The sequence below is a fragment of the Acidiferrimicrobium sp. IK genome (genome assembly GCF_025499425.1).
GTDB lineage: Bacteria > Actinomycetota > Acidimicrobiia > Acidimicrobiales > Palsa-688 > Acidiferrimicrobium.
Genome location: NZ_JAIMCB010000007.1, coordinates 143,328 through 163,664, shown reverse-complemented (window position 1 = coordinate 163,664; position 20,337 = coordinate 143,328). Strand labels below are relative to the sequence as shown.

Genomic DNA, 20,337 nt, shown 5'->3' with positions numbered 1-20,337 from the left:
CTCGTACCCAGGGAGTGCCAGCCGCTCCCTCCCCCACGCTGCTGGAGCGAGCTTTGCCGACCTACGAGTACGCCTGTAAGGAGTGCGGACAGCACACCGAGGCCGTCCAGGCCTTCACCGACGATCCGCTCACCGTCTGCCCGAACTGTGGGGGTCCGCTGCGCAAGGTGTTCGGCAACATCGGGATCTCGTTCAAGGGCAGCGGCTTCTACAAAAACGACAGTCGTTCGGCGTCGTCGACGAGCTCGCCGGCCGCGAAGACCGACAGCTCCGGGGATTCCCCGGCCAAGACCGACGCCGGGTCGAAGACCGACTCCGGGTCCAAGACCGACTCCAAGACCGACTCCGGGTCGAAGAGTTCGTCGGGCGCCAAGACCGAGTCGGCCAAACCGGCCGCCGCGGCGTCCTGATCCCCGCCCGCCGGCCTGTTCGCTTCGCCGCGTCGTGACCGCCGCCGCGGAGATCGCCGTCATCGGCGGGTCGGGCTTTTACTCGCTGTTCGACGACCCGGTCCAGGTCACGCCGCCGACCCCCTACGGGGAGGTTTCCGGACCGATCACCGTCGGCCAGGTCGAAGGCCGAGCGGTGGCGTTCCTGCCCCGCCACGGTCCGGGGCACCACCTGCCGCCCGACCGGATCAACGCCCGGGCCAACCTGTGGGCCCTGCGGGAGCTCGGGGTGCGCCGGGTGATCGGCCCGTGCGCGGTCGGCTCCCTGCGCCCCGACCTGGTCCCCGGTGACTTCGTGATCCTCGACCAGCTGGTCGACCGGACCTGGGGCCGGCCTGACACGTTCCTCGACGGCCCCCAGGTCGGACACGTCGGTTTCGCCGATCCGTACTGCCCTGAGCTGTCGGGCGCCATCCTGGCCGCCGCCGGCGACGACCGGGTGCGGCCGTCGGGGACGGTGGTGGTCATCCAAGGGCCCAGGTTCTCGACCCGAGCCGAGTCCCGGTGGTTCCGGGCTGCGGGCTGGGACGTGGTCAACATGACCCAGTACCCGGAGGCCTACCTGGCCCGCGAGCTGGGCCTCTGCTACGCCGGTTTGGCGCTGGTGACCGACCACGACAGCGGCGCGGAAGGCGCCGAGGGCACCGTCGGCGACCCGGTGACGATGGAGCGGGTGATGGCGGTCCTCGCCGACAACGTGGCCCGCACCCGGAACCTCCTGGCCCGGGCCATCCCCCGGGTGCCCGCCGAGCCCGGCTGCGGCTGCCAGACCGGCGGCAGCCCGCTGCTGGCACGCCGATGAGCCTCCCCGCCGCCGGAGCGACCCCCGGAACCGACGAGCAGATCGACCTGCGCTGCGCAGCGCAGATGCGCGCCGCGGGCGCCGACCCGGGGGGCACCGCCGGCACCTACGACGGGTACCTCCTAGTCGAGTGGCCGCGGCCGTGGCCCCCCGACATGGGCGACATCGCCGCGCTGGCGCCGGTGCGGGCACTGCTCGGCGACCACGCCCGCCGCCTCGGCGAGAACATCCGCCTGCAGGGCCTGGTCCCGGAGCGCCCCGACCGCCGGCGGGTGGTGCTCTACCGCCGGGACGAGGGCCCGTTCTCCGGCTACGCCCGCCGCGAGCTCGACGCGTCGGTAGCGCCCCAGCTGGACCCCGACGGGGCCCGCGCCGGCGACCCCGAGACCGTCGGGTTTCGCCTCGCCGACGCCGCCGCCACCCTCCTCGCCGGTCCCGGCCATGACGCCGCCCCGGCCGCCCCGGTATGGCGCGACGTGTTGGTTTGCACCCACGGGCGGCGCGACCGCTGCTGCGGGTCGTGGGGCACCGAGCTGTGGCAGGCCCTGTCGGGCGCCGATCTGCCCGGCGACATCAGCCTGTGGCGGACCTCCCACACCGGCGGCCACCGGTACGCCCCGACCATGCTGGTGCTGCCCGAAGGCACCGCGTGGGGTTTCGTGGACGCCGGCAGCGCCCGGGCGATCCTGCGGCGCGAAGAGCCGATCGAAGCGCTGCTCCCGCTCTACCGTGGCTGTGCGGGACTGCCCTCCCCCGCCGTCCAGGCCGTCGAACGCGCCGTCCTGGCAGAGCTCGGCTGGTCGCTGCTCGACACCCCCCGCACCGGCGAGGACCTCGGGGACGGCCGGGTGGCCCTGGTCGTGGACCCCGACGGCGACGCCATGCGGTGGGAGGCCACCGTCAACGCCGGAAGGGTGCTGCCCGTACCCGACTGCGGTGCGTTGCCGAGCCCCGGCGCCAAGACCGCGACCGAGCAGCTCGTCACCGGCCTCGTGCGCCGGGCGTGACGCCGGACCCTCCCTTTTTCTCCTACTCGTAGGAAGAAAAGGGCCGGCCGGTCAGCCAGCGAGGACCGCAGCCACCGCCCCCGGCGCGTCAGCGGGCCGGGCCAGGGGCGCCCGACGACCGCATCCAGCGTCGGCCAGACGGCTGCACGCGGCGCGGGCGTCGCCGTCGGCGGACAGCTCCAGCACGTGGACCCGGGCGCCGATCCCCCCGGCCGACCCGGCCACGGGGAGCGGATCGTCGCCCTCGTTGGCCCGCCCGTCGGTCAGCACCAGGATCTCGCGGCGGGCGGCGCGGGCCGTGCCGGCCTGGCGCAGCGCAGCACGCAGTCCCGCGGCCAAGTTGGTGGTGTCACCGCCTCGCAGGTCGAAGAGGCGGTCGAGGACGTCGGACGCCGGCTCGCGAGCGGTCATCGGGCGCAGCACCACCGGCCGAGACCAAAACGCCACGACCGCCAGCTGATCTTCGGGGCCCAACCGGGCGGCGACGGCCGCCGCGGTGACCACCGCGGTGGCCAGGGGCCGGCCGGTCACCGAACCGGAGGCGTCGACGAGCAGCACGTAGGCCCGGTCGGGTCGGGTCCACGCTTGCCACCGCAGGTCGTCGGCGTCGGGTCGGGCGGTGGCGGCCAGGCGCTCGACGGTCGCGTCGAGGTCCAAGTCCATCCCGTTCCGACGGTCCCGGCTCATCCGCCGCGAGCCGCCCCGGTGGTCGTCGCGGCCGTGGCGGGCGGCGGGGATCAGCAGGCGGGCGGCGGCGGCCCGGGCCGCGGCCCGCAGGACCGGGTCCGTCGCTCTGGCCATGTCGGCCAGCATCGTCGCGGCCTCGTCGGGGTCCTCGTCGAGCAGTTCGGCAAGCCCGTCCTCGTCGAGCACCCCTACGTCAGGCGAGACCTGCTCGAGCCTCGGGTGGGCCCGGGCCATCTCCCGGCGCGACGTCGTGCGGGCCGACTGCTCAGCGAGGAGCGCGTCGACGTCGGCCGGCTCGCTCACCTCGCCGGGGTCGCCGCCTCCCGGGCGCCGGCGGGTGTGGTCCGAGCCGGCGGGCGGCCCGGACCGGGGGCTTTTCCCGGGTCTTCGCCTGGTTGCTGCCCCTCCGCTCCTCCGGCCTGGTCGCCTTCGGCGTCGTTGTCGCCGGTCGCGTCGTCGCCTGTGACGTCTTCGGGGTCGGGGGCGGAGCGCTCCCAGATCTCGGTGACGATCTCCTCGGCGCTGCGCGACGAGCCTTCCCGGACCGTCACCCGGCCGCTCAGCGCGGCCAGGGCGGCGTCGAGGCCGCTGTCCTCGCCGGCTGCGGCCGCGGCGGCTGCGTGGCCGGTCGCGGCGGCTGCGTGGCCGGTCGCGGCGGCCGCGTGGCCGGTCGCGGCGTCGAAGGTGGTCGCGGTCGCCCGGCGGAGGGCGTGAAGCTCACCGGCGACGGCGACCAGGTCGATGGCGCCGCGCACCGACGAGCCGATGCGCAGGTCGGGGTGCTCCCGGGTGGCCCTGACCGCCCGCACCGCCCGAGCGACCAGCGCAGGGGCGCCCCCGGAGCGGCGGGCCACGACCGCCTCCTCCTCCTGGCGGCTCTGGTAACCGACCGCGACCCGGCACGACCGGTCGTAGAGCGCGGGGCTGATCCGTCCCGTCCCGACCGCGTCGTAGGGGTTCATGGCGGCGACCATCCGGAACGTCGGGGCCGCCTCCACCTCCCCGACGCGCGGCACGTGCACCCGCCGCTCCGAGAGCACCCCGAGCAAGACGTTGAGGGTCTCCTCCGGCACCCGGTTGAGCTCCTCGACGTAGAGCAGGCCGCCGGCGGTCATGGCCTCGAGCAGCGGGCCGGGCACGAAGTTGTCCGGCCCGTAGCCCTCGGAGAGGACCCGGGACGGGTCGTGGTGGCCGACGAGGCGCGACGGACTGAGCTCCGCGTTGCCCTCGACCAGCACGAGCGGCACGCCTGCCCCCGACGCCAACGCCCGCAGCAGGGTCGTCTTGCCCGTACCCGGCGGCCCCTCGAGCAGCACGCTGCGCCCGGCCGCCAGCGCCGCGGCCACCACCTCGATGTCGCGCTGGCGGCCGACCATCGCGGCCCGGGCCGCGTCGGCCATGCCCACCACGGGCAGGGCTCCAGCAGCCACGGGCCCGGTCGCGGGGTGATCGGTCAGAAGATGATCATCCCGCGGATGTTCTTGCCGGCGTGCATGTCCTCGTAGCCCTTGGCCACCTCGTCGAGGGTGTAGGTGGTGGTGACCAGCTCGTCGAGCTTGAGTTTCCCGTCCCGGTACATCTGAGCCTGCTTGAGGATGTCGGAGCTGGGACTCGACTCGCCGAAGAGCGAGCCCTGGATCCGCTTTTGGAACAGCGTCAGCTCGCCGATCGACACCGGTATCCCGACCTCGGTGATGTCACCGAGGCCGGTCACGACCACGGTGCCGGCCTTGCGCGTCGCGGCGAACGCCTGCCCGACGTGCTCGCCTTTGACGACGCCGATGGTGACGATCACGCTGTCGGCGCCCTGCCCGTTGGTGACGCTCTTGGCGAACTCGTCGGCTTCGGCGATGTCAGCGAAAGTGTGGGTGGCGCCCAGCTCCATGGCCTTCTCCCGCTTGAACTGCACCGGGTCGACGGCGATCACGTTGCTGGCGCCGGCATGCGCCGCGCCCTGCACGGCGTTGATGCCGATCCCGCCGATGCCCATGACGATGACGGTGTCACCGGGGCGGACCGCGGCGCTGTTGACCGCCGATCCCCACCCGGTCCCGACCCCGCAACCGAGCAGGCAGACCCGGTCGAGCGGCAGGTCCTTGTCGACCTTCACCGCCGAGTTGAGAGACACGACGGTGTACTCGCAGAAGGTGGAGATGCCGCACATCTGCCCGACGTTCTGGCCGTCGAGGGTGGTCAGCCGGTAGCTCTCGGGATCCTCGAAGCGAGAGCCGAGCAGGAGACCGGCCCCCAGGTCGCAGAGGTTTTGCATCCCCGCCGCGCACCACCGGCACCGCCCGCAGCCGGGCAGGAACGAGAAGACGACGTGGTCGCCCTCCTCGAAGCCGGGCGTGTTGGGCCCGACCTTGTCCACGATCCCGGCCCCCTCGTGCCCGCCGGCGAAGGGGTAAACGCCTACCGGGATGTCACCGGTGGCCAGGTGATCATCGGAGTGGCACAGGCCGGACGCGACCATCTTGACCCTGATCTCGCCCTGCCTCGGGTCGTCGAGCTCCATCTCGATGACCTCGTAGGTCCCCGGCGCCTTGGTGACCACCGCACCACGTGTACGCATGTCTTCCTCCCCCATCGTTCGATGCTGCTTGCCTTCGACGTCACATTAGATGGCCGCGCGCCCGGAGTTCCGGGCCGCCAGCGGGGCGTCAGTCGACGTGCCCGAGGTCGATCGGCTCGGCCGGAAAGCCGGCGGCCAGCACCGCCGGCAGCTGCTCCGCCAGCCACGGCGGGATGATTCGGTCCAGCCCGCCGAGGGCGTGAGGCGGCCACCACCGAGCCCCTTCCATCGCGGCGGCCTCGATCGCCTCCAAGCCCGCCGGGCGGTACTCGCCGCCCTGCCCGCGGGCCACGTGCACCGTCTCGTGCTGGTCGAAGCGCATGCCGGCGAACTCGAAGCTGACATGCTGCAGCCACACCGGCCCGGAGATGGTTTCCGCGGCCAGCCCGGTCTCCTCGTGCAGCTCCCGCAGCGCCGCCTGCTCGGTGGGCTCCCCGGGGTGGATGCCGCCCCCTGGCAGCTCCCACCATCCTGGGATCCTCGGGTCGATCGGGTCCGACGAGCGGATGAGCAGGACCTGGTCGTCGGGATCGAGCAGCACCACGCGCGCCACCCGCCGTTTGAGGAACATGGCGGCCTACGCCCCGCTCATCGACACATCGGCGATGGCCAACGTGACGCCCGTCGCGGACGACGGGAGCCGCTCGATGTCGTTGCCGATGGCGACGATGTCCTGCAGCATCCGCTGCAGGGTCGACGCGATGGTCAGCTCCCGGACCGGGCGCCCGATGGCGCCGCCCTCGATGAGCATCCCTTCGGCGCCGACAGAGAAGTCGCCGCTGACCGGGTTGACACCCGAGTGCAGGCCCGACACCGACTGCACCAGCAGCCCGTCGCCGACCGACGCCAGGATCTCGTCGGGTCCGGTCGCGCCGGGCAGCACCGACAGGGCCCGGGCCCCGGTGCCGGGACCGCTCTTGAAACCGGCCCGGACCGCGGAGGCGGTCGAGACCGTGCCCGCCCGGCGGGCCGAGTAGGTGTTGTACAAGAACTTCTCCAGCACGCCGCCCTCGATGAGGGCGTTGCGCCGGGTGGCCAGGCCCTCGGCGTCGTAGGCGGTGGCGCCGTAGGCATCGGGGTCGGTCGGGTCATCGACGAGGGTCAGCGACGGCGCCGCCACCGCCTGGCCCAGACGGTCACCGAACAGCGACCGGCCCTTGAGGACCGCCTCTCCGTCGAGCGTCCCGGCGATCAAAGCGAGCAGGGTGGCGGTGATCCGGGGCTCGAACACGACGGTGAGGTGACCGGAGCGGGGTTTGGTCGCGCCGAGCAGGCGAGTGGATCGCTCCACCGCGTCGCTCGCCGCCTTGGCCAGGTCGATGTCGCCCGGGCCCCGCCCGACGGAGTAACCCGAGGCGGTCTGGGTCTCGCTGCCCTCGCCGGCCACCGCCTGGGCGGACACGTAACAGACCGTCCGCCGCCACGCGGCGCGGATGCCGGTGCTGGTCGCGATCGCCGACTCGTAAGCGCCGTCCCCCCACTCGGCGGATTCCACCTGGCGGATGCGGGGGTCGCCGGCCCGGACCGCCTTCTCGAGGTCGAGGGCCAGCGAAACCTTGTCGGCGGTCGCGAACGCGGCGAGGTCGTCGCGCCACAGATCGAGGTCGGCGGCGACGACGCCGTCGGGCACCGCCAAGCCGACCCACTCGTCGGGGGACGCAAACCCGGCGTTGTCGCGGGCCTCGGCGAGGGTCTCCTCGACTACGTCGGCAGCCAGCGACCCGGCGTAGGCGAAGCCCTGCCGGCCGCCGGCGACCACCCGGATCCCGATGCCGGCGGACTCCGCGGAGGACAGCGACTCGACCTCGCCGCTGTAGACCTGGATCTCGGTGTCGCGGCCGCGGGCTACGAAGGCCTCCACCTGCTCGCCGTCGCGGGCCCAGCCAGCGACGCGCTCGGCCAGCTCCGACAGCTCACCGGCGCTCATCGGGCGGTGCCGCCGACGGTCATCGCCTTGACCCGGAGGGTGGGCTGGCCGGTGCCGACCGGAACCCCTTGGCCCTGCTTGCCGCACGTGCCCGGCCCTCCCATCGCGAAGTCGTCGCCGACCGCGTCGATGTCCAGCAGGGCCTGGGGGCCGTTGCCGATGAGGTTGGCGTCTCGGAGCGGCTCGGTCAGCTCGCCGTTCTCGATCAGGTACGCCTCGGTCATCCCGAACACGAAGTCCCCCGTCGCGGTGTTGACCTGCCCCCCGCCGAGCTGCGCGACGTAGACCCCGTGCGGGGTCTGGCGGATGATCTCGTCGGGGTCTTCGGTTCCGTTGGCCAGGTAGGTGTTGGTCATGCGGACCATCGGCAGGTGCTGGTAGGTCTCCCGCCGCCCGTTACCGGTACCGGCCCGGCCGTCCTTGCGGGCCCTCAGCCAGTCCCACATGTAGTCGGTGAGCACGCCCTTGTCGATCAGCACGTTGCGGGCCGCGGGGTGACCCTCGTCGTCGATGGCGTAGGCGCCCCACTCCGGGCCCATCGTCCCGTCGTCGATGAGCGTGACGAGAGGGCTGGCCACCTGCTCGCCGACCTTGCCGGCGAACACCGAGACGTCCTTGGCGATGTGGTCGGCTTCGAGACCGTGGCCGCACGCCTCGTGGAACAAGATCCCGCCGCTTCCCCGCTTGATGACGATCGGCACGCTGCCCGACGGCGCCGGCCTGGCCCGAAGCTTGGCCAGGGCCCGGCCCGCGGCCTCCGCAGCGAGGTCCTCGACGCGGTAGCGGTCGAACAGCTCGAAGCCGACGGTGTGGCCGATCGACTCCCGGCCGGTCTGCATGCCGGTGTCACCCGACGCCACCACCGAGATCGCGAACCGGGTCTTGACCTGATCGTCGGAGGCCAGCACCCCGTCGCTGTTGGCCACGAGGATCCGCCGGCGGCTGTCGCCGTAGACCGCGCTGACCTGGCGCACCGCGCTTCCCGCCTGCCGGGCCGCCTCGTCGGCGCGGGCCAGCAGCCCGACCTTGGTCGCTTTGCCCACCGATTCGGGCAGCACGTCGACCCCGTTGGGTGCCGGCGCATCGACGCGCCGCAAGGAAATCTCGTGGACGCCGCCGGCGGCGCTGCGAGCCGCCGCCCCGGCGGCCTCGGCGGCTTCGGTGAGACCCCGCTCGCTCAGGTCGCTGGTGTGCGCGAACCCGGTCGTCTCGCCGACCACGACCCGGATCCCGGCCCCCCGGTCCCGGCCCGACACCATGTCCTCGACCCGGCCGTCATCGAGCCGGGCAGCCGACGACCTGCGGTCCTCGGCGAACACCTCGGCGAAGTCGCCTCCGCTGCGCAGAGCCCTCGCCAGCACCCGTTCGATCACCGCTTCCTCGATCACCGCTTTCCCTTCGCTCTGACCCGGCGGAGCGCACATTGGATCAGGCGGAGGGTACCCGCCTACCGTTGCATACGTGTCCGTCAACGTCGGGGTTCAGGCCGTGGTGGAGCTGGTCGTGACGGCCGAGGACACCGCCCAGGCCATGGGAGCAGGTGATGTGGCGGTGCTCGGCACGCCGCGGGTCGTCGCGCTGTGCGAGGAAGCCACGATGAGAGCGCTGGCCAACCACCTGCGCGACGGGCGCACGTCGGTCGGCAGCCGGGTGGAGCTGTCCCACCTCGCGCCGGTCGCGGTCGGCTCGACGGTCCGGGCCACCGCGACCCTCGAGCGCACCGAAGGACGGCGGCTGATCTTCAACGTGTCGGTGTCAGACGCTTGCGGTCTGGTGGCCGCCGGCCGGGTCACCAGGGTCGTGGTAGACCGGGACCACTTCGTCGGCAAAGCCCGCTGACGCCCCGCGGCGCACGCCGCGCCGGCTTTTCGGGGTCTAGCTGATCGTGACTGGGGTGCCGAGCGGGAGCATGCCGGCGAGGCGGGTGATCACCGTGTTGTCGAGCCGCACGCAGCCGTGGCTGACCGGGCGTCCGACCGACCACGGCTCGTCGTTGCCGTGGACCCCGATCTGCGCGTCGCCGCCGTTGAACACGGCGATGGCCTGGGAGAACATCCCCAGCCCGAAGATGTACGGCCCGTACGCGCCGTGGGAGTTGTCCGGGGCGATCAGCTCCCACAGATACGTGGCGCCCGTCGGCGTGGGCGTGGCCGGCGCGCCGACCGCGACCGGCGCGGTGAGGACCGTCGCAGGGCCATCGGTGACGGTGATGGTGCGCGCCGGCAGCGACACCGCCACCCGGTAGGTGGTCCAGGTGAGGGTGACCGCAGCGGTCTGGAGCCAGGCGGTGGACCCGTCGGGACGGACGGGTAGCTCGACTTGAGACCACCCGCCGGCACCCGGAGCCCCGACGAGGGCGACCACGTTGGGGGCACCGAAGGGATTGGTCGCCGCCAGGGTCCCGGTCGGCGGTCCCCCGGGCGTCGCCGAGTACGGAAGCGCCGAATGCAACGTGGCGATCCACGACGCCGACGCCGGCACCTGAGGCGCTGCCGGCGCGGCGACGGTGGTCGGCGAGGTGACCTGAGCCGTCGACGACGGCCGCGCCCTCGCGGAGCGCAGCGCCGGCACCGACGCCACCTCCCTCCCGGTGCCGCCCTCAGCGGGCAGACCGTGGGACCAGGGCGCCCAGCCAGCCACCCCCGCCGACACCGCGCCCGCGGCCACGACGGCGGTCACCACCACGCCGAGAAGGCGACGCCGACTGCGCACCTTGCAAGTGTCTCACGCCGAGGAGAACACGAGACGACGGGCAGCAGTCGGTATCGTGTATGGATCGCCGTTTGCCCGCTGCCGCCCTCCGATCCCGGGGCACCGCCCCGCTCGGGAGAGGCCGACCTCACCGAGGACACGGCCGGCGGGTCCACGGGGCCGGCTCGTTCCCGGTGGTGGGTCGAGGTGGTGATCGTGGCGGTGTTCTACGGGCTGTACACGCTGGTGCGCGACATCAACGGCGACAAGCCGGTGTCAGTGGAGCGGGCCCTCACCAACGCCCACCGGATCATCTCCCTCGAACGCCACCTCAACGTCTTCCATGAGGCTTCGGTGCAGCAGCTGTTCCTCCACGACCGAGATTTAATGCGGTTCTGGGACGGCTTCTACGGCACCGTGCACTTCCTGGCCGCCATCGGGGTGCTGGTCTACTTGTTCCTGCGCCGTCCGGAGATCTACCGGCTGTGGCGCAACACCCTGGCCGCCACGACCGGCCTGGCCCTCGTCGGATTCTATTTCTTCCCGCTTCTCCCGCCCCGGCTGCTGCCCGCCTCCTACCACTTCGACGACACCCTGCGGACCATCGGCGGGCTGTGGGACTTCTCCAGCGGCGCAGTGGACCAGGTGTCCAACCAGTTCGCGGCCATGCCCAGCCTCCACACCGGGTGGTCCCTCTGGTGCGCCTTGGCTCTCGGCGCCTGTGTCCGGCCCCGGTGGGCCAGGATCGCGCTGCTCGCGTACCCGGCGGCCACGGTGTTTTGCATCATCATCACCGCCAACCACTACTTCGCTGACGCCGCCGGAGGGGTGCTGACCCTGGCCCTCGGCTTCGCCCTGGCTTGGATGTTCACCCGCTGGACCGACCACCGCCGTCAGCTGCGGGCGCTGCGCGGCACCCGGCTGGAGGATCGGCTGGCCGGCCCCCCGTTGGGCGGCTCCTGAGGGTGGCGAGCCGCCGCCAGTAGTTGTAGCGCCGAGGCTGCCTTACGCTCGCATGAGCCATGAGTTCCTCGCCACCCGTCTCCGCACCGCCGGCCCTTGTCGAGATCGCCGGCCGGGTCAACGACCGGATCGGTCAGGTCCTCGGAGATGACGCGGCCCGATGGGGTTGCCTCGACCCGTCCCTCGACGCGCCGCTGTCCTCCCTCCGCTCGCTGGTCCTCTCCGGCGGCAAGCGGTTGCGCCCCGCGTTCTGCTACTGGGCCTTCGTCGGCGCCGGCGGCGACCCGGCCGACGATCGGGTGGTGGCCGCCGGCGCCGCGCTCGAGCTGCTCCACACCTTCGCCCTGATCCACGACGACGTGATGGACGACTCCCCGCTGCGCCACGGGGTCGAGACGCTCCACGTGGATTACGCCCGCCGCCACCGCGACGGCGGGTGGCGAGGCGAAGCCGATCGCTTCGGCACCGCGGTCGCCATCCTGGTCGGCGACTTGGCCTTCGTCTACGCCGACCGGCTGCTCACCGGCGCCCCCCGGATGGCGCTCGACGTGTGGAACGACCTCCGCCTCGAGGTCAACGTCGGCCAGTACCTGGACCTGGCCGGCACCGCCCGCTCCAGCGCCAACCCCGAGCTGGCCCGGCGGATCTGCCAGTACAAGTCCGGCAAGTACACCGTCGAGCGGCCCCTGCACCTGGGCGCGGCGCTGGTAGGCGTCGAGCCCACCAGCCAGAGCGGTCGGGCCCTCACCGCCTACGGGGTCCCGCTCGGGGAGGCGTTCCAGCTGCGCGACGACATCCTCGGAGTGTTCGGCGACCCGGCCGTTACCGGCAAGCCGGTCGGCGAGGACCTGCGCGACGGCAAACCCACCTTGCTCTACGCCCTGGCCCGGGCCGCGGCGACCGGAGCCGGCGCAGAGCTCTTCGAGCACCGCTTCGGCCGCCCCGACCTCGACGAGAGCGAGGTCTGCCGGCTTCAGGAAGTCATCGAGCAGACCGGAGCCCGCCGCCAGGTGCTCGGGGTCATCGACTCCCTCGTCGATCAGGCCCTCGCCGCGGCCGACGCGTTGCCGCTCGACGAGCGGGCGGTCAGCGCGCTGGTGCAACTGGCCCACTTCATCGCCGGACGGGATCACTGATGGCGGCCGCCGGCAGCCGACACGCTGGCAGCGCCCGCAGGGTCGTCGTCGTCGGCGCCGGCCTCGGGGGCCTCTCGGCGGCTTGTCACCTCGTCGGGCGGGGATACGACGTGACCGTCGTCGAACGCGAGGACGTCCCCGGCGGCCGGGCCGGGCTGTGGGAGTCCGAGGGTTACCGGATCGACACCGGCCCGAGCGTGTTGACCATGCCGGGACTGCTCGCCGGGACCTTCGCCGCGGCCGGGTCGGACATGGCCGACCACATCACCCTCCGGCCCCTGGACCCGATGTACCGGGCCTCCTTCGCCGAAGGTGGAGACCTGCGGGTTCGCCAGGGCCAGGCCGCGATGACCGAGGAGATCCGGGCGCAGTGCGGCGACCGCGACGCGGCGGCGTTCGGGAGGTTCTGCGCGTGGCTGGAGCGGCTCTACGAGCTGGAGCAGCCGAACTTCATCGACCGCAACTTCGACTCGCCCCTCGACCTGGGCCGCCCGCTCGGCCCGGCCCTCGGCCTGCTGCGGGCCGGAGCGTTCCGCCGGGTGGCGTCGGTGGTCAACTCCTACTTCGAGGACCAGCGACTGCAAAAGCTGTTCAGCTTCCAGGCCCTCTACGCCGGCCTTTCGCCGTTCGAGGCGTTGGCCATCTACTGCATCATCACCTACATGGACACCGTAGAGGGGGTGTGGTTCCCCGACGGGGGGATCCACGCGGTGGCCCGAGGCCTGGCCGCCGCGGTGGAAAAAGGCGGCGGGGTGCTGCGCTACGGCGCTCCCGTCGAGCGAATCCTGCGCCGAACCGGCACTACCGGACCGGTGACCGGAGTCCGCCTGGCCGGCGGGGAGCGCCTCGACGCCGACGTGGTAGTGGCCAACCCCGACCTGCCGTACGTGTACCGGCACCTGCTGCCGGAGACGCCGATGCCCCGCGTGGCTCGCCGGGGCGAGTACTCCCCGAGCTGCACGCTGTGGCTGGCCGGCGTCAAAGGCGAGCTGCCGCCCGGCGCAGCCCACCACAACATCCATTTCGGCGGCGACTGGAAAGGCAGCTTCGACGCCTTGTTGCGCCGCGGCACCCGACAGCCGGACCCGGCCATCCTCGTGTGCGTGCCGACGGTGTCGGACCCGAGCCTGGCCCCGGCCGGCGGGCACGTCATCTACGCCCTCGAGCCCACCCCGAACCTCGACGGCCGCATCGACTGGGGGCGCCAGCGGGATCATTTCCGCGACACGCTGGTGGCCCGCCTCGGCGGGCTCGGGTACCCGGTTGACGAGGTGGTGACCGAGCGCTTCATCGACCCGGAGGACTGGGAGCGTCAGGGGATGGAGCGCGGCACCCCCTTCGCCCTTTCCCACCGCTTCTTGCAGTCCGGTCCGTTCCGGCCGAACAACGTCGACCGCCGGGTACCCGGCCTGGTGCTGGTCGGCTCGGGCACGTTGCCCGGGGTGAGCGTTCCGATGGTGCTGGTGTCGGGCCGGTTGGCTGCCGAGCGAGTCGACCAGCACCTGCGGTGACCGGCGCCAGTCGATGATCACCCTCGAGGACAGCTACCGGCGGTGCCGGGAGCTCAACCGTCGCTCCGGGACGACCTACTACTGGGCGACTTATCTGCTGCCGTCGACCAAACGCCACCACGTCCACGCCCTCTACGGCTTCTGCCGCTACGCCGACGACATCGTCGACGACCTAGGCCCGGTGCCGACGCCCGCTCGCGAGGCCGCGCTCTTTGAGTTCGGCGACCGGTTCTTCACCGACCTGGCCGCCGGCTGGTCCGACGACCCGGTGCTCAAAGCCGTCGTCCACACCGTGCGGGCCTTCGGGATCGACCCGGAGTGCTTCAGGCGGTTCCTCCGCTCGATGGCCATGGACCTCACCGTCGAGCGCTACCCCACCTTCGCCGACCTGCTCGGCTACATGGACGGCTCCGCCGCAGTGATCGGAGAGATGATGCTGCCGATCCTCGAGGCCTCCCCCCGAGCGGCACTCGAGCCGGCCCGGGACCTCGGCATCGCGTTCCAACTGACCAACTTCTGCCGTGACGTCGCCGAGGACCTGGACCGGGGCCGGGTCTACCTACCCGTGGAGGACCTCGACCGCTTCGACGCATGGACCGCGCTCGAACGTCGCGAGATGACCCCCGAGTGGGCGGAGCTGATGCGCTTCGAGATCGAGCGGACCCGGGGCTTCTACGCGTCGGCGGACCGGGGCATCCGGCTCCTGCCGCCGGCGTCGGCACGCTGCATCGCCGGCGCCCGGGACCTCTACGGGGGGATCCTCGAGCAGATCGAGGCCGCCGGCTACGACGTGTGGTCAGGTCGGGTGAGGGTCCCGACCTGGCGCAAGCTGGCCACCGCCGGACGCATGATCCGGCCGGCGACCGCCAGCTGAGCGTCGGGGCGACGTAGGCGGGGCAGGGGCGGGTCCGGCGGGCCGGACCGCCGGGCAGGCGGCAGGTCCGGCGCCGGCCTGCTCCGGAGCGGCGGCTCGGACCGCTCCGTTGCGGGAGGCCTGGTCCGGGGCGGCGGCTGGGTCCGCTCCGTTGCGGAAGGCCTAGTCCGGCTAGCCGCCGATTTCACAAGAGCACATGCCGCAAACCCGCGCTCTGGCGCGGGTTCGGGACATGTGCTCTTGTGAAAAGGGGCCGCACCCACCAGCTCCGCACCGCCTAGCAGCCCCCACCGCCACCAGCTCCGCACCGCCTAGCAGTCCGAACCCCCCGCCGGCGGATCGCCGGCGGCTACCCGACTGGGAGCACCGGGCGGACGTCGCGAGCGGAGACCGGCTCGCGGCACGCCTCGCACACCACCTCAGCGACCAGGGTGTGGCCGCAGGAGTGCTCGAGCAGGAGGGGCGGACCCTCCTCGCCGGCCAAGTGGCGGTCGCCCCAGCGCATCAGGCTCAGGATCACCGGGTACAGCTCGCGGCCGGCGTCGGTCAGGCGGTACTCGTAGCGGGCCGGATGCTCGGAGTACAGCCGGCGCTCGAAGATGCCCCGCTCGACCAGCGTGCGCAGACGGGCGGCCAAGGTGTCGCGGGGGGCCCCGGTCCGGCGGACCATCTCGTCGAAGCGCCGGTTGCCGAGGAACACCTCCCGCACTGCGAGCAGCGCCCACTTCTCGCCGACCACCTCGAGGGTGCGGGCGATGGAACAGGTGCGGGGCTCGGCCTGGGACACGACCACCCCAAGACTCTACCGCTTGAGTCGGAAATCTGGACGCTCAACTCGCTCGGCCGGTAAGGTGCGTCCAAATTTCGGATGTACTACGACCCTGACCCCAGGAGGACCCGCCCGTGACCCCGGAGAGCCGCCCGTGACCCCGCAGACCCGCCCGTCCCCGGCTCCCCAGGTCTCCGACTCCCCGAGCGCCGGGCGGCTCGTCGCTTTGATCGCGGTCCTGTCGCTGGCGGTGTTCATGTCCAGCCTGGACCTGTTCATCGTCAACCTGGCCTTCCCGTACATCGGCAAGGAGTACCGGGGTACCGGCATCGGGGCGCTGTCGTGGGTCCTCAACGGCTACACGATCGTCTTTGCGGCCGTGCTGGTCCCTGCCGGCCGGTGGGCTGACCGGGTCGGACGCCGCCGCCTGTTCGTCGCCGGGCTGGTGCTTTTCAGTGCCGGTTCGCTGCTCTGCGGGGTGGCCCCCGGCGTCGCGCTCTTGGTGGCGGCTCGCCTGGTGCAAGCCGTCGGCGCCGGCGTGATGGTCCCCGCGTCGCTGTCGTTGCTCCTGGCGGTGGTCCCGGCCAAGGACCGCGCCCAAGCCATCGGGACGTGGTCGGCGCTGGCGGCGCTCGGCGCGGCGCTGGGCCCGGTGCTCGGGGGACTGCTGGTCCAGCTCAGCTGGAGGTGGGTGTTTTGGATCAACATCCCAGTCGGCGTCGTAGCGGTCGTGTTGGCCTTGCGGGTGCTGCCCGAGAGCCGCGACGAAGCGTCGCGGCACCGGCCGGACTTAGCCGGCGCTGCGCTGCTCGCCGCGGCGGTCGGGCTGGTCGCGTTCGCCCTGGTCAAAGCCCCGGACTACGGGTGGGGGTCGGCTCGCTTCGTGGGGTTGGTGGCCGCCGCGGTCGTGTGCTCGGCCGGCGTGGTGCTTCGCTCCGCCCGGCATCCGTCACCGGTGTTGGAGCTGGCCCTGCTGCGCTCCCGGACCTTCTCCGGCGCCTTCCTGGCCTCGATCCTGTACTACGCCGGGTTCGGCGCGTTCGTGCTCAACTCGGTGGAGTTCCTGACCGGGGAATGGCACTACTCGGCTGTGCGAGCCGGGCTGGCCATCGGCCCTGGCCCCCTGATGGTGCTGCCCTTCGCCCGGCTGGTGGCTCCCCGCCTGGCGGGCCGCGTCGGAGGCGCCGGTCGGGTCGCGGTGCTCGGCTGCCTGGTGAACGCGGCCGCGCAAGGCCTGTGGCTGAGCCAGATCCAGGCCCATCCGGCCTACCTGGCCCACCTCCTGCCCGCGCAGCTGCTCGGCGGGATGGGCGTCGGGCTCACCATCCCCTCACTGATCGGGGCCGGCAGCGCGTCGCTGCCACCGGCCCGCTTCGGTACGGGCAGCGGAGTGCTCAACATGGGCCGTCAGGTCGGGACTGTCCTCGGCGTCGCCGGCCTGGTCGCCATACCGTCCCACCTTGGCCACGGTGACGCCCTGACTGCGTACCGGCACGGGCTGGAGCTCATCATCGGGTTCTTCCTCGCCGGCGCCGTCGTGGCGGCGGCGATGATCACCCGCCGCGCCGTTCCTGTGCCGGTCTCGGCGCCCGCGGTGGCCCTGGCGGGAGAGCCGGCATGAGCCGGCCGGAAGGTCCTGCCGCGAACCCCTGGAGCGGACCGGAGTCGTGGGGTTCGCCCCGGGAACGGACCACAACCTGGTACGACCCGGCGCTGATCCCAGCGAGAAGCGCCGGCCTCGACGGCCTGGCCGTCATGCAGGCCGTGCGCGACGGCGAGCTGCCGCCGGCCCCGATCGCTGCCCTTCTCGGGATGCGCCTGGTGGAGGCGGAGCGGGGCCGGGTGGTGTTCGAGTGCACCCCCGAAGAGTCGATGTACAACCCCATCGGCGTGGTTCACGGCGGCGTGGCCTGCACCCTGGCTGACTCCGCGGCCGGATGCGCGGTTCACACCACCCTCGACGCCGGGTGGGGGTACACGTCGATCGACATCACGGTCAACTACCTGCGGGCCGTGACGCTCGACTCCGGCGTCTTGCGGGCCACCGGGACTGTCACCAAGCCCGGCCGGCGAGTCGCGCTGGCGGCCGCCGAGATCCACGACGGGGCGGGCCGGCTGGTGGCCACGGCGTCGAGCAACTGCTTCATCATCCAGCCGTCGGGCTGAGCTGCTGGATCAGGCCGCCTTGAGGCTGAAAGGACCGCTACGGGGCGGCCCGCAGTGCGGCCAGCAGCTCGGTCCCGTCGGGCGAGCCCAGACCGGTGCAGGGGTCCCACCCGGGGCCAGCGCGGTAGGCGCCGTTGTTGCCGCTGGTGATGTCGTTGAACGCGCCCGGCGCCCGGTAGATCGCGTCGTGCAGGTCGCCGACGTCGCGGCCGAGGGCCTGGTTGAGCCGGGCGACCAGCCCCGCCCAGAGGGGAGCCACCGCGCTGGTGCCGCCGATGACGGCGTCTTGCCCGTCGACCCTGACCCGGTAGCCGGTCTGGGGGTCGGCGTCGCCGGCGACGTCGGGCACGCCCCGCCCGACGCGCCCGCCCGGGTTGGCGGACGGGGGGACGCCCGCCGACGCTTGATAGGACGGCAGCGGGAACAGGTCGGAGATGCCCCCGCCGGTCCCGCCGCCCCCCGCGGGCAGCTCGTCCCAGACCACCTCGGACGCGGCAGCGCCGGCGGTGATGGTGAGCCGGGTCCCCCCGCAGGCCAAGGCGTGGGGCGCCGACGCCGGGAAGTCGGCGTGCTGGGCTCCGTCGGCCACCCCGTCGGTGGAGCCGTTGTCGCCCGACGCGCAGGTGACGGTGACGCCCAAGGTGGCCGCCTGGGCGAACACCGCCTCCATCTGCTGGGCCGCCTGCGCGGTCCAGGTGCTTTCCGGCCCGCCCCAGCTGATCGACACTGCGGAAGGCTTGTTGGTCGTGTCGTGCACCGCGGTCGACACCGCGTCGATGAAACCCTGGTCGGTGTTGGGCGCGAAGTACACGACGACGCGGGCGCCGGGAGCGACGGCGCCGATCACCTCGATGTCGAGCATGACCTCGCCGTCGGGTCCGTTCGGGGCGCCCGGAGCGTTGGACCCGCCGTCGACGGCCACCGCGGCCACCGCCGGCTCCGGGATGCCGAGCCCGGCGAAGTAGGCCGCCAGGTCGGCGGGCCGGTACCCGCCGCCGAGCTCGACGATCCCGACCGTCTGGCCGGTGCCGTCGGTGCCCGGCGGGAATCGGTACGCACCGGCGACGTCGACGGGCGAGTAGCCGGCGGTGGGGACGCTGGCCGGGCGGCTCTGGGCTCGGGCCTGCGGCCGTTCGTCGAGGCCGACCACCGCCTGCACCACCGGCCCCAGCTCGGCGGGGACGGTCAGCGCGCCCTCCCGGCCCCGGAACTCGCGTCCCTCGGCGTCGCGGTACGCGCCCAGCGCTACACCGAACGCCTCGGACAGGTCGCCGACGCGCCCGGAGACCACCACCGCCCGCCGGGCCAGGTCGACGGCGTCGACGCGAAGGGTGTGGCCGGACGCGAAGCGCTCCAGGGCCGCGACGTCCTCGGACCGGGCGCCGTGCCCGGCGGCCCATTCCTCCCGGGTCATGCGGGTCCCCTCCGGCGGGTCGTCGCCCCGGAGGTACACCGTGACTGTCGTGGCGGCGTCTGGGTCAGCCGGTCCGAGGCGGGTCGCGTCGACCCGGGCCCGGTCGCTTCCGCCGACGGCAACCCGCTCGTTTGCTGCCATTTCGTTCTCCTCGCCTGGTGGTACCGCCATGCTCGCACGGCCCCATCACCAACGGTGCGGGAGCCGCAGGCTCGGCTAGGGGACCGAGAGGACCGAGTCGCTGCGGGCCGGGGCCGGCGCGGCGGCCCGGGCGCGAAGCTCGGAGGGCACGAGCGGACAGAGCATCCCGTAGGGCTCCCCGCCGAAGCGGTGGTGCAAGGCGTGCGCCTCCCGCAGGTACTCGAACGGCTTGAACACCGGCACGGTCACGAACCGGCCGTGGATGTACAAGTCGTGCACGAACGCGTACGCCGCGCCGTACAGCGTGACGCCCAGACCGACGGGGATCAGCCAGCCAAGCGGCCGGGCCAGCGACCCCAGCGCCATGGCGAGGATCGTGACCCCGGCGAACACCACGGGGAACCAGTCGTTGGCCTCGAAGCGCTGCGCCCGCCTCGACGTGGTACCCGGCCGGCGCTGATGGTGGGACTTGTGCCACACCCAGCCGATCCCGTGCATCACCCACCGATGGGCGGCGTAGGTCAGCGGTTCCATGGCCACGAAGGCGACGGCTCCGACAACGAAGGCGGCGATCACCGCTCGATGGTACCCACACCCTTGCGTTCTTTCCCCAACCATCCCACCAGCACGAAGGTGACCAGCGCGAACCCGTATACGAAGTCCTCGACGGGAATGTCCCACGGGAAGCGCAGGCCGAGCATCTCGTGGCTGTTGTAGATGACCACCGGCGCCGACAGCTTGGTCAGCCAACCGTCGACGGGAACCTGGAACGCCCAGGTGATGGCCAGGGTGATCCAGTACGCCCGGCGCCGGAACAGCCCGGTGCGGGCCCACCCGAGCTCCAGGGCCACCACCGCCGCGGCGGCCACGAACGCCCACAGCGTGTACATCAACGGCTCCGGGAGAGGATCTTGGAGACCGCCTCGAAGGTCAGCACCGCGCACACCGGCACCACCGCGAAGAACACGACCTCCTCGACCGGCAGGTGCCCCGGCAGGTCCCACCCGGTGACGTAGCGGGAGTTGTAGCGCCAGTGGTGGTGGGCGATGGCGGCGACGTCCCATATCGAGAACAGGACCACGGCGGGGAAAAGAGCCTTGACCAGCCGGCGGGGGCGGCGCCAGACCCGGGCGCCGAACACGATCTCGAGCGGCAAGGTGGCGACCACGCACAACCCCATCAGGATCAGATACTGGTACCGGTCCACGCCGGCACCCTACGGGCCGGT

At 72.6% G+C, this 20,337-nt stretch carries 22 protein-coding genes; 10 read left to right on the top strand and 12 right to left on the bottom strand.

The window, feature by feature from the left end; genetic code table 11:
• Nucleotides 1-14 precede the first annotated feature (14 nt).
• From K6U06_RS13355 to K6U06_RS13345, 3 genes are read left to right on the top strand one after another with little or no spacing between them, the layout of a single operon-like run.
• The gene (locus K6U06_RS13355; protein WP_262322440.1) at nucleotides 15-410 is read left to right on the top strand and encodes an FmdB family zinc ribbon protein; all 396 of its coding nucleotides are present in this window, start codon (nucleotides 15-17) and stop codon (nucleotides 408-410) included.
• A 34-nt stretch (nucleotides 411-444) separates the two neighbouring features.
• Nucleotides 445-1,251, top strand: coding sequence for an S-methyl-5'-thioadenosine phosphorylase (locus K6U06_RS13350; protein ID WP_262322439.1), 807 nt, complete (start codon nucleotides 445-447; stop codon nucleotides 1,249-1,251).
• A complete protein-coding gene (locus K6U06_RS13345) occupies nucleotides 1,248-2,258 on the top strand; it encodes a sucrase ferredoxin (RefSeq protein WP_262322438.1) in 1,011 nt (336 codons plus the stop codon). Before K6U06_RS13350 ends, K6U06_RS13345 begins: the two co-directional genes overlap by 4 nt.
• Before the next feature lie 51 nt (nucleotides 2,259-2,309).
• On the opposite strand, the gene K6U06_RS13340 is transcribed toward K6U06_RS13345, so the two are convergent.
• The 6 genes from K6U06_RS13340 to K6U06_RS13315 form a co-directional block, all read right to left on the bottom strand.
• Nucleotides 2,310-3,248, bottom strand: coding sequence for a vWA domain-containing protein (locus K6U06_RS13340; protein WP_262322437.1), 939 nt, complete (start codon nucleotides 3,246-3,248; stop codon nucleotides 2,310-2,312).
• Nucleotides 3,245-4,375 (bottom strand): AAA family ATPase, encoded by a 1,131-nt coding sequence (locus K6U06_RS13335; RefSeq protein ID WP_262322436.1) that lies wholly within the window; start codon nucleotides 4,373-4,375, stop codon nucleotides 3,245-3,247. Before K6U06_RS13335 ends, K6U06_RS13340 begins: the two co-directional genes overlap by 4 nt.
• Nucleotides 4,376-4,398: 23 nt before the next feature.
• Complete coding sequence (locus K6U06_RS13330; protein WP_262322435.1) at nucleotides 4,399-5,517, bottom strand: NDMA-dependent alcohol dehydrogenase; 1,119 nt, start codon at nucleotides 5,515-5,517, stop codon at nucleotides 4,399-4,401.
• Between the two features lie 88 nt (nucleotides 5,518-5,605).
• Nucleotides 5,606-6,088, bottom strand: a complete 483-nt coding sequence (locus K6U06_RS13325) for an NUDIX hydrolase (RefSeq protein WP_262322434.1) — start codon at nucleotides 6,086-6,088, stop codon at nucleotides 5,606-5,608.
• Between the two features lie 6 nt (nucleotides 6,089-6,094).
• Complete coding sequence (locus tag K6U06_RS13320; RefSeq protein WP_262322433.1) at nucleotides 6,095-7,444, bottom strand: TldD/PmbA family protein; 1,350 nt, start codon at nucleotides 7,442-7,444, stop codon at nucleotides 6,095-6,097.
• Entirely contained in the window at nucleotides 7,441-8,868 is a 1,428-nt protein-coding gene (locus K6U06_RS13315; RefSeq protein ID WP_262322432.1) for a TldD/PmbA family protein, read from the bottom strand. Before K6U06_RS13315 ends, K6U06_RS13320 begins: the two co-directional genes overlap by 4 nt.
• A gap of 37 nt (nucleotides 8,869-8,905) precedes the next feature.
• Between K6U06_RS13315 and K6U06_RS13310 the strand changes: the two genes are divergently transcribed.
• The gene (locus tag K6U06_RS13310; RefSeq protein WP_262322431.1) at nucleotides 8,906-9,283 is read left to right on the top strand and encodes a thioesterase family protein; all 378 of its coding nucleotides are present in this window, start codon (nucleotides 8,906-8,908) and stop codon (nucleotides 9,281-9,283) included.
• 36 nt (nucleotides 9,284-9,319) lie between these two features.
• On the opposite strand, the gene K6U06_RS13305 is transcribed toward K6U06_RS13310, so the two are convergent.
• On the bottom strand, nucleotides 9,320-10,156 hold the full coding sequence (locus K6U06_RS13305; protein WP_262322430.1) for a L,D-transpeptidase: 837 nt from the start codon (nucleotides 10,154-10,156) through the stop codon (nucleotides 9,320-9,322).
• A gap of 195 nt (nucleotides 10,157-10,351) precedes the next feature.
• Here K6U06_RS13305 and K6U06_RS13300 point away from each other — a divergent pair, with 195 nt between their 5' ends.
• From K6U06_RS13300 to K6U06_RS13285, 4 genes are read left to right on the top strand one after another with little or no spacing between them, the layout of a single operon-like run.
• On the top strand, nucleotides 10,352-11,098 hold the full coding sequence (locus K6U06_RS13300; protein WP_262322429.1) for a phosphatase PAP2 family protein: 747 nt from the start codon (nucleotides 10,352-10,354) through the stop codon (nucleotides 11,096-11,098).
• A gap of 59 nt (nucleotides 11,099-11,157) precedes the next feature.
• Entirely contained in the window at nucleotides 11,158-12,234 is a 1,077-nt protein-coding gene (locus K6U06_RS13295) for a polyprenyl synthetase family protein (RefSeq protein ID WP_262322428.1), read from the top strand.
• Nucleotides 12,234-13,745 (top strand): phytoene desaturase family protein, encoded by a 1,512-nt coding sequence (locus K6U06_RS13290; RefSeq protein ID WP_262322427.1) that lies wholly within the window; start codon nucleotides 12,234-12,236, stop codon nucleotides 13,743-13,745. Before K6U06_RS13295 ends, K6U06_RS13290 begins: the two co-directional genes overlap by 1 nt.
• A gap of 13 nt (nucleotides 13,746-13,758) precedes the next feature.
• Nucleotides 13,759-14,619 (top strand): phytoene/squalene synthase family protein, encoded by an 861-nt coding sequence (locus tag K6U06_RS13285; RefSeq protein ID WP_262322426.1) that lies wholly within the window; start codon nucleotides 13,759-13,761, stop codon nucleotides 14,617-14,619.
• A gap of 349 nt (nucleotides 14,620-14,968) precedes the next feature.
• On the opposite strand, the gene K6U06_RS13280 is transcribed toward K6U06_RS13285, so the two are convergent.
• Nucleotides 14,969-15,412: a winged helix-turn-helix transcriptional regulator gene (locus K6U06_RS13280; protein WP_262322425.1), complete on the bottom strand. Its 444-nt coding sequence runs from the start codon at nucleotides 15,410-15,412 to the stop codon at nucleotides 14,969-14,971.
• Between the two features lie 130 nt (nucleotides 15,413-15,542).
• On the opposite strand from K6U06_RS13280, the gene K6U06_RS13275 reads away from it, so the two are divergent.
• Nucleotides 15,543-17,009, top strand: a complete 1,467-nt coding sequence (locus tag K6U06_RS13275; RefSeq protein WP_262322424.1) for an MFS transporter — start codon at nucleotides 15,543-15,545, stop codon at nucleotides 17,007-17,009.
• Nucleotides 17,006-17,554, top strand: coding sequence for a PaaI family thioesterase (locus K6U06_RS13270; protein ID WP_262322423.1), 549 nt, complete (start codon nucleotides 17,006-17,008; stop codon nucleotides 17,552-17,554). Before K6U06_RS13275 ends, K6U06_RS13270 begins: the two co-directional genes overlap by 4 nt.
• A gap of 37 nt (nucleotides 17,555-17,591) precedes the next feature.
• Here K6U06_RS13270 and K6U06_RS13265 read toward each other — a convergent pair whose 3' ends face one another.
• From K6U06_RS13265 to K6U06_RS13250, 4 genes are all read right to left on the bottom strand, one after another.
• Entirely contained in the window at nucleotides 17,592-19,109 is a 1,518-nt protein-coding gene (locus K6U06_RS13265; protein WP_262322422.1) for a protease pro-enzyme activation domain-containing protein, read from the bottom strand.
• A gap of 75 nt (nucleotides 19,110-19,184) precedes the next feature.
• A complete protein-coding gene (locus K6U06_RS13260; RefSeq protein WP_262322421.1) occupies nucleotides 19,185-19,685 on the bottom strand; it encodes a sterol desaturase family protein in 501 nt (166 codons plus the stop codon).
• A complete protein-coding gene (locus K6U06_RS13255; protein ID WP_262322420.1) occupies nucleotides 19,682-19,999 on the bottom strand; it encodes a lycopene cyclase domain-containing protein in 318 nt (105 codons plus the stop codon). Before K6U06_RS13255 ends, K6U06_RS13260 begins: the two co-directional genes overlap by 4 nt.
• Nucleotides 19,999-20,316: a lycopene cyclase domain-containing protein gene (locus tag K6U06_RS13250; RefSeq protein ID WP_262322419.1), complete on the bottom strand. Its 318-nt coding sequence runs from the start codon at nucleotides 20,314-20,316 to the stop codon at nucleotides 19,999-20,001. The genes K6U06_RS13255 and K6U06_RS13250 overlap by 1 nt, the downstream gene beginning before the upstream one ends.
• Nucleotides 20,317-20,337 lie beyond the last annotated feature (21 nt).

Coding starts and splice junctions, on each gene's coding strand:
- K6U06_RS13265 (WP_262322422.1), bottom strand. CDS start 19,109: ATGGCAGCAAACGAGCGGGTTGCCGTCGGCGGAAGCGACCGGGCCCGG.
- K6U06_RS13290 (WP_262322427.1), top strand. CDS start 12,234: ATGGCGGCCGCCGGCAGCCGACACGCTGGCAGCGCCCGCAGGGTCGTC.
- K6U06_RS13295 (WP_262322428.1), top strand. CDS start 11,158: ATGAGTTCCTCGCCACCCGTCTCCGCACCGCCGGCCCTTGTCGAGATC.
- K6U06_RS13345 (WP_262322438.1), top strand. CDS start 1,248: ATGAGCCTCCCCGCCGCCGGAGCGACCCCCGGAACCGACGAGCAGATC.
- K6U06_RS13330 (WP_262322435.1), bottom strand. CDS start 5,517: ATGCGTACACGTGGTGCGGTGGTCACCAAGGCGCCGGGGACCTACGAG.
- K6U06_RS13270 (WP_262322423.1), top strand. CDS start 17,006: ATGAGCCGGCCGGAAGGTCCTGCCGCGAACCCCTGGAGCGGACCGGAG.
- K6U06_RS13320 (WP_262322433.1), bottom strand. CDS start 7,444: ATGAGCGCCGGTGAGCTGTCGGAGCTGGCCGAGCGCGTCGCTGGCTGG.
- K6U06_RS13315 (WP_262322432.1), bottom strand. CDS start 8,868: ATGTGCGCTCCGCCGGGTCAGAGCGAAGGGAAAGCGGTGATCGAGGAA.
- K6U06_RS13285 (WP_262322426.1), top strand. CDS start 13,759: ATGATCACCCTCGAGGACAGCTACCGGCGGTGCCGGGAGCTCAACCGT.
- K6U06_RS13325 (WP_262322434.1), bottom strand. CDS start 6,088: ATGTTCCTCAAACGGCGGGTGGCGCGCGTGGTGCTGCTCGATCCCGAC.
- K6U06_RS13255 (WP_262322420.1), bottom strand. CDS start 19,999: ATGTACACGCTGTGGGCGTTCGTGGCCGCCGCGGCGGTGGTGGCCCTG.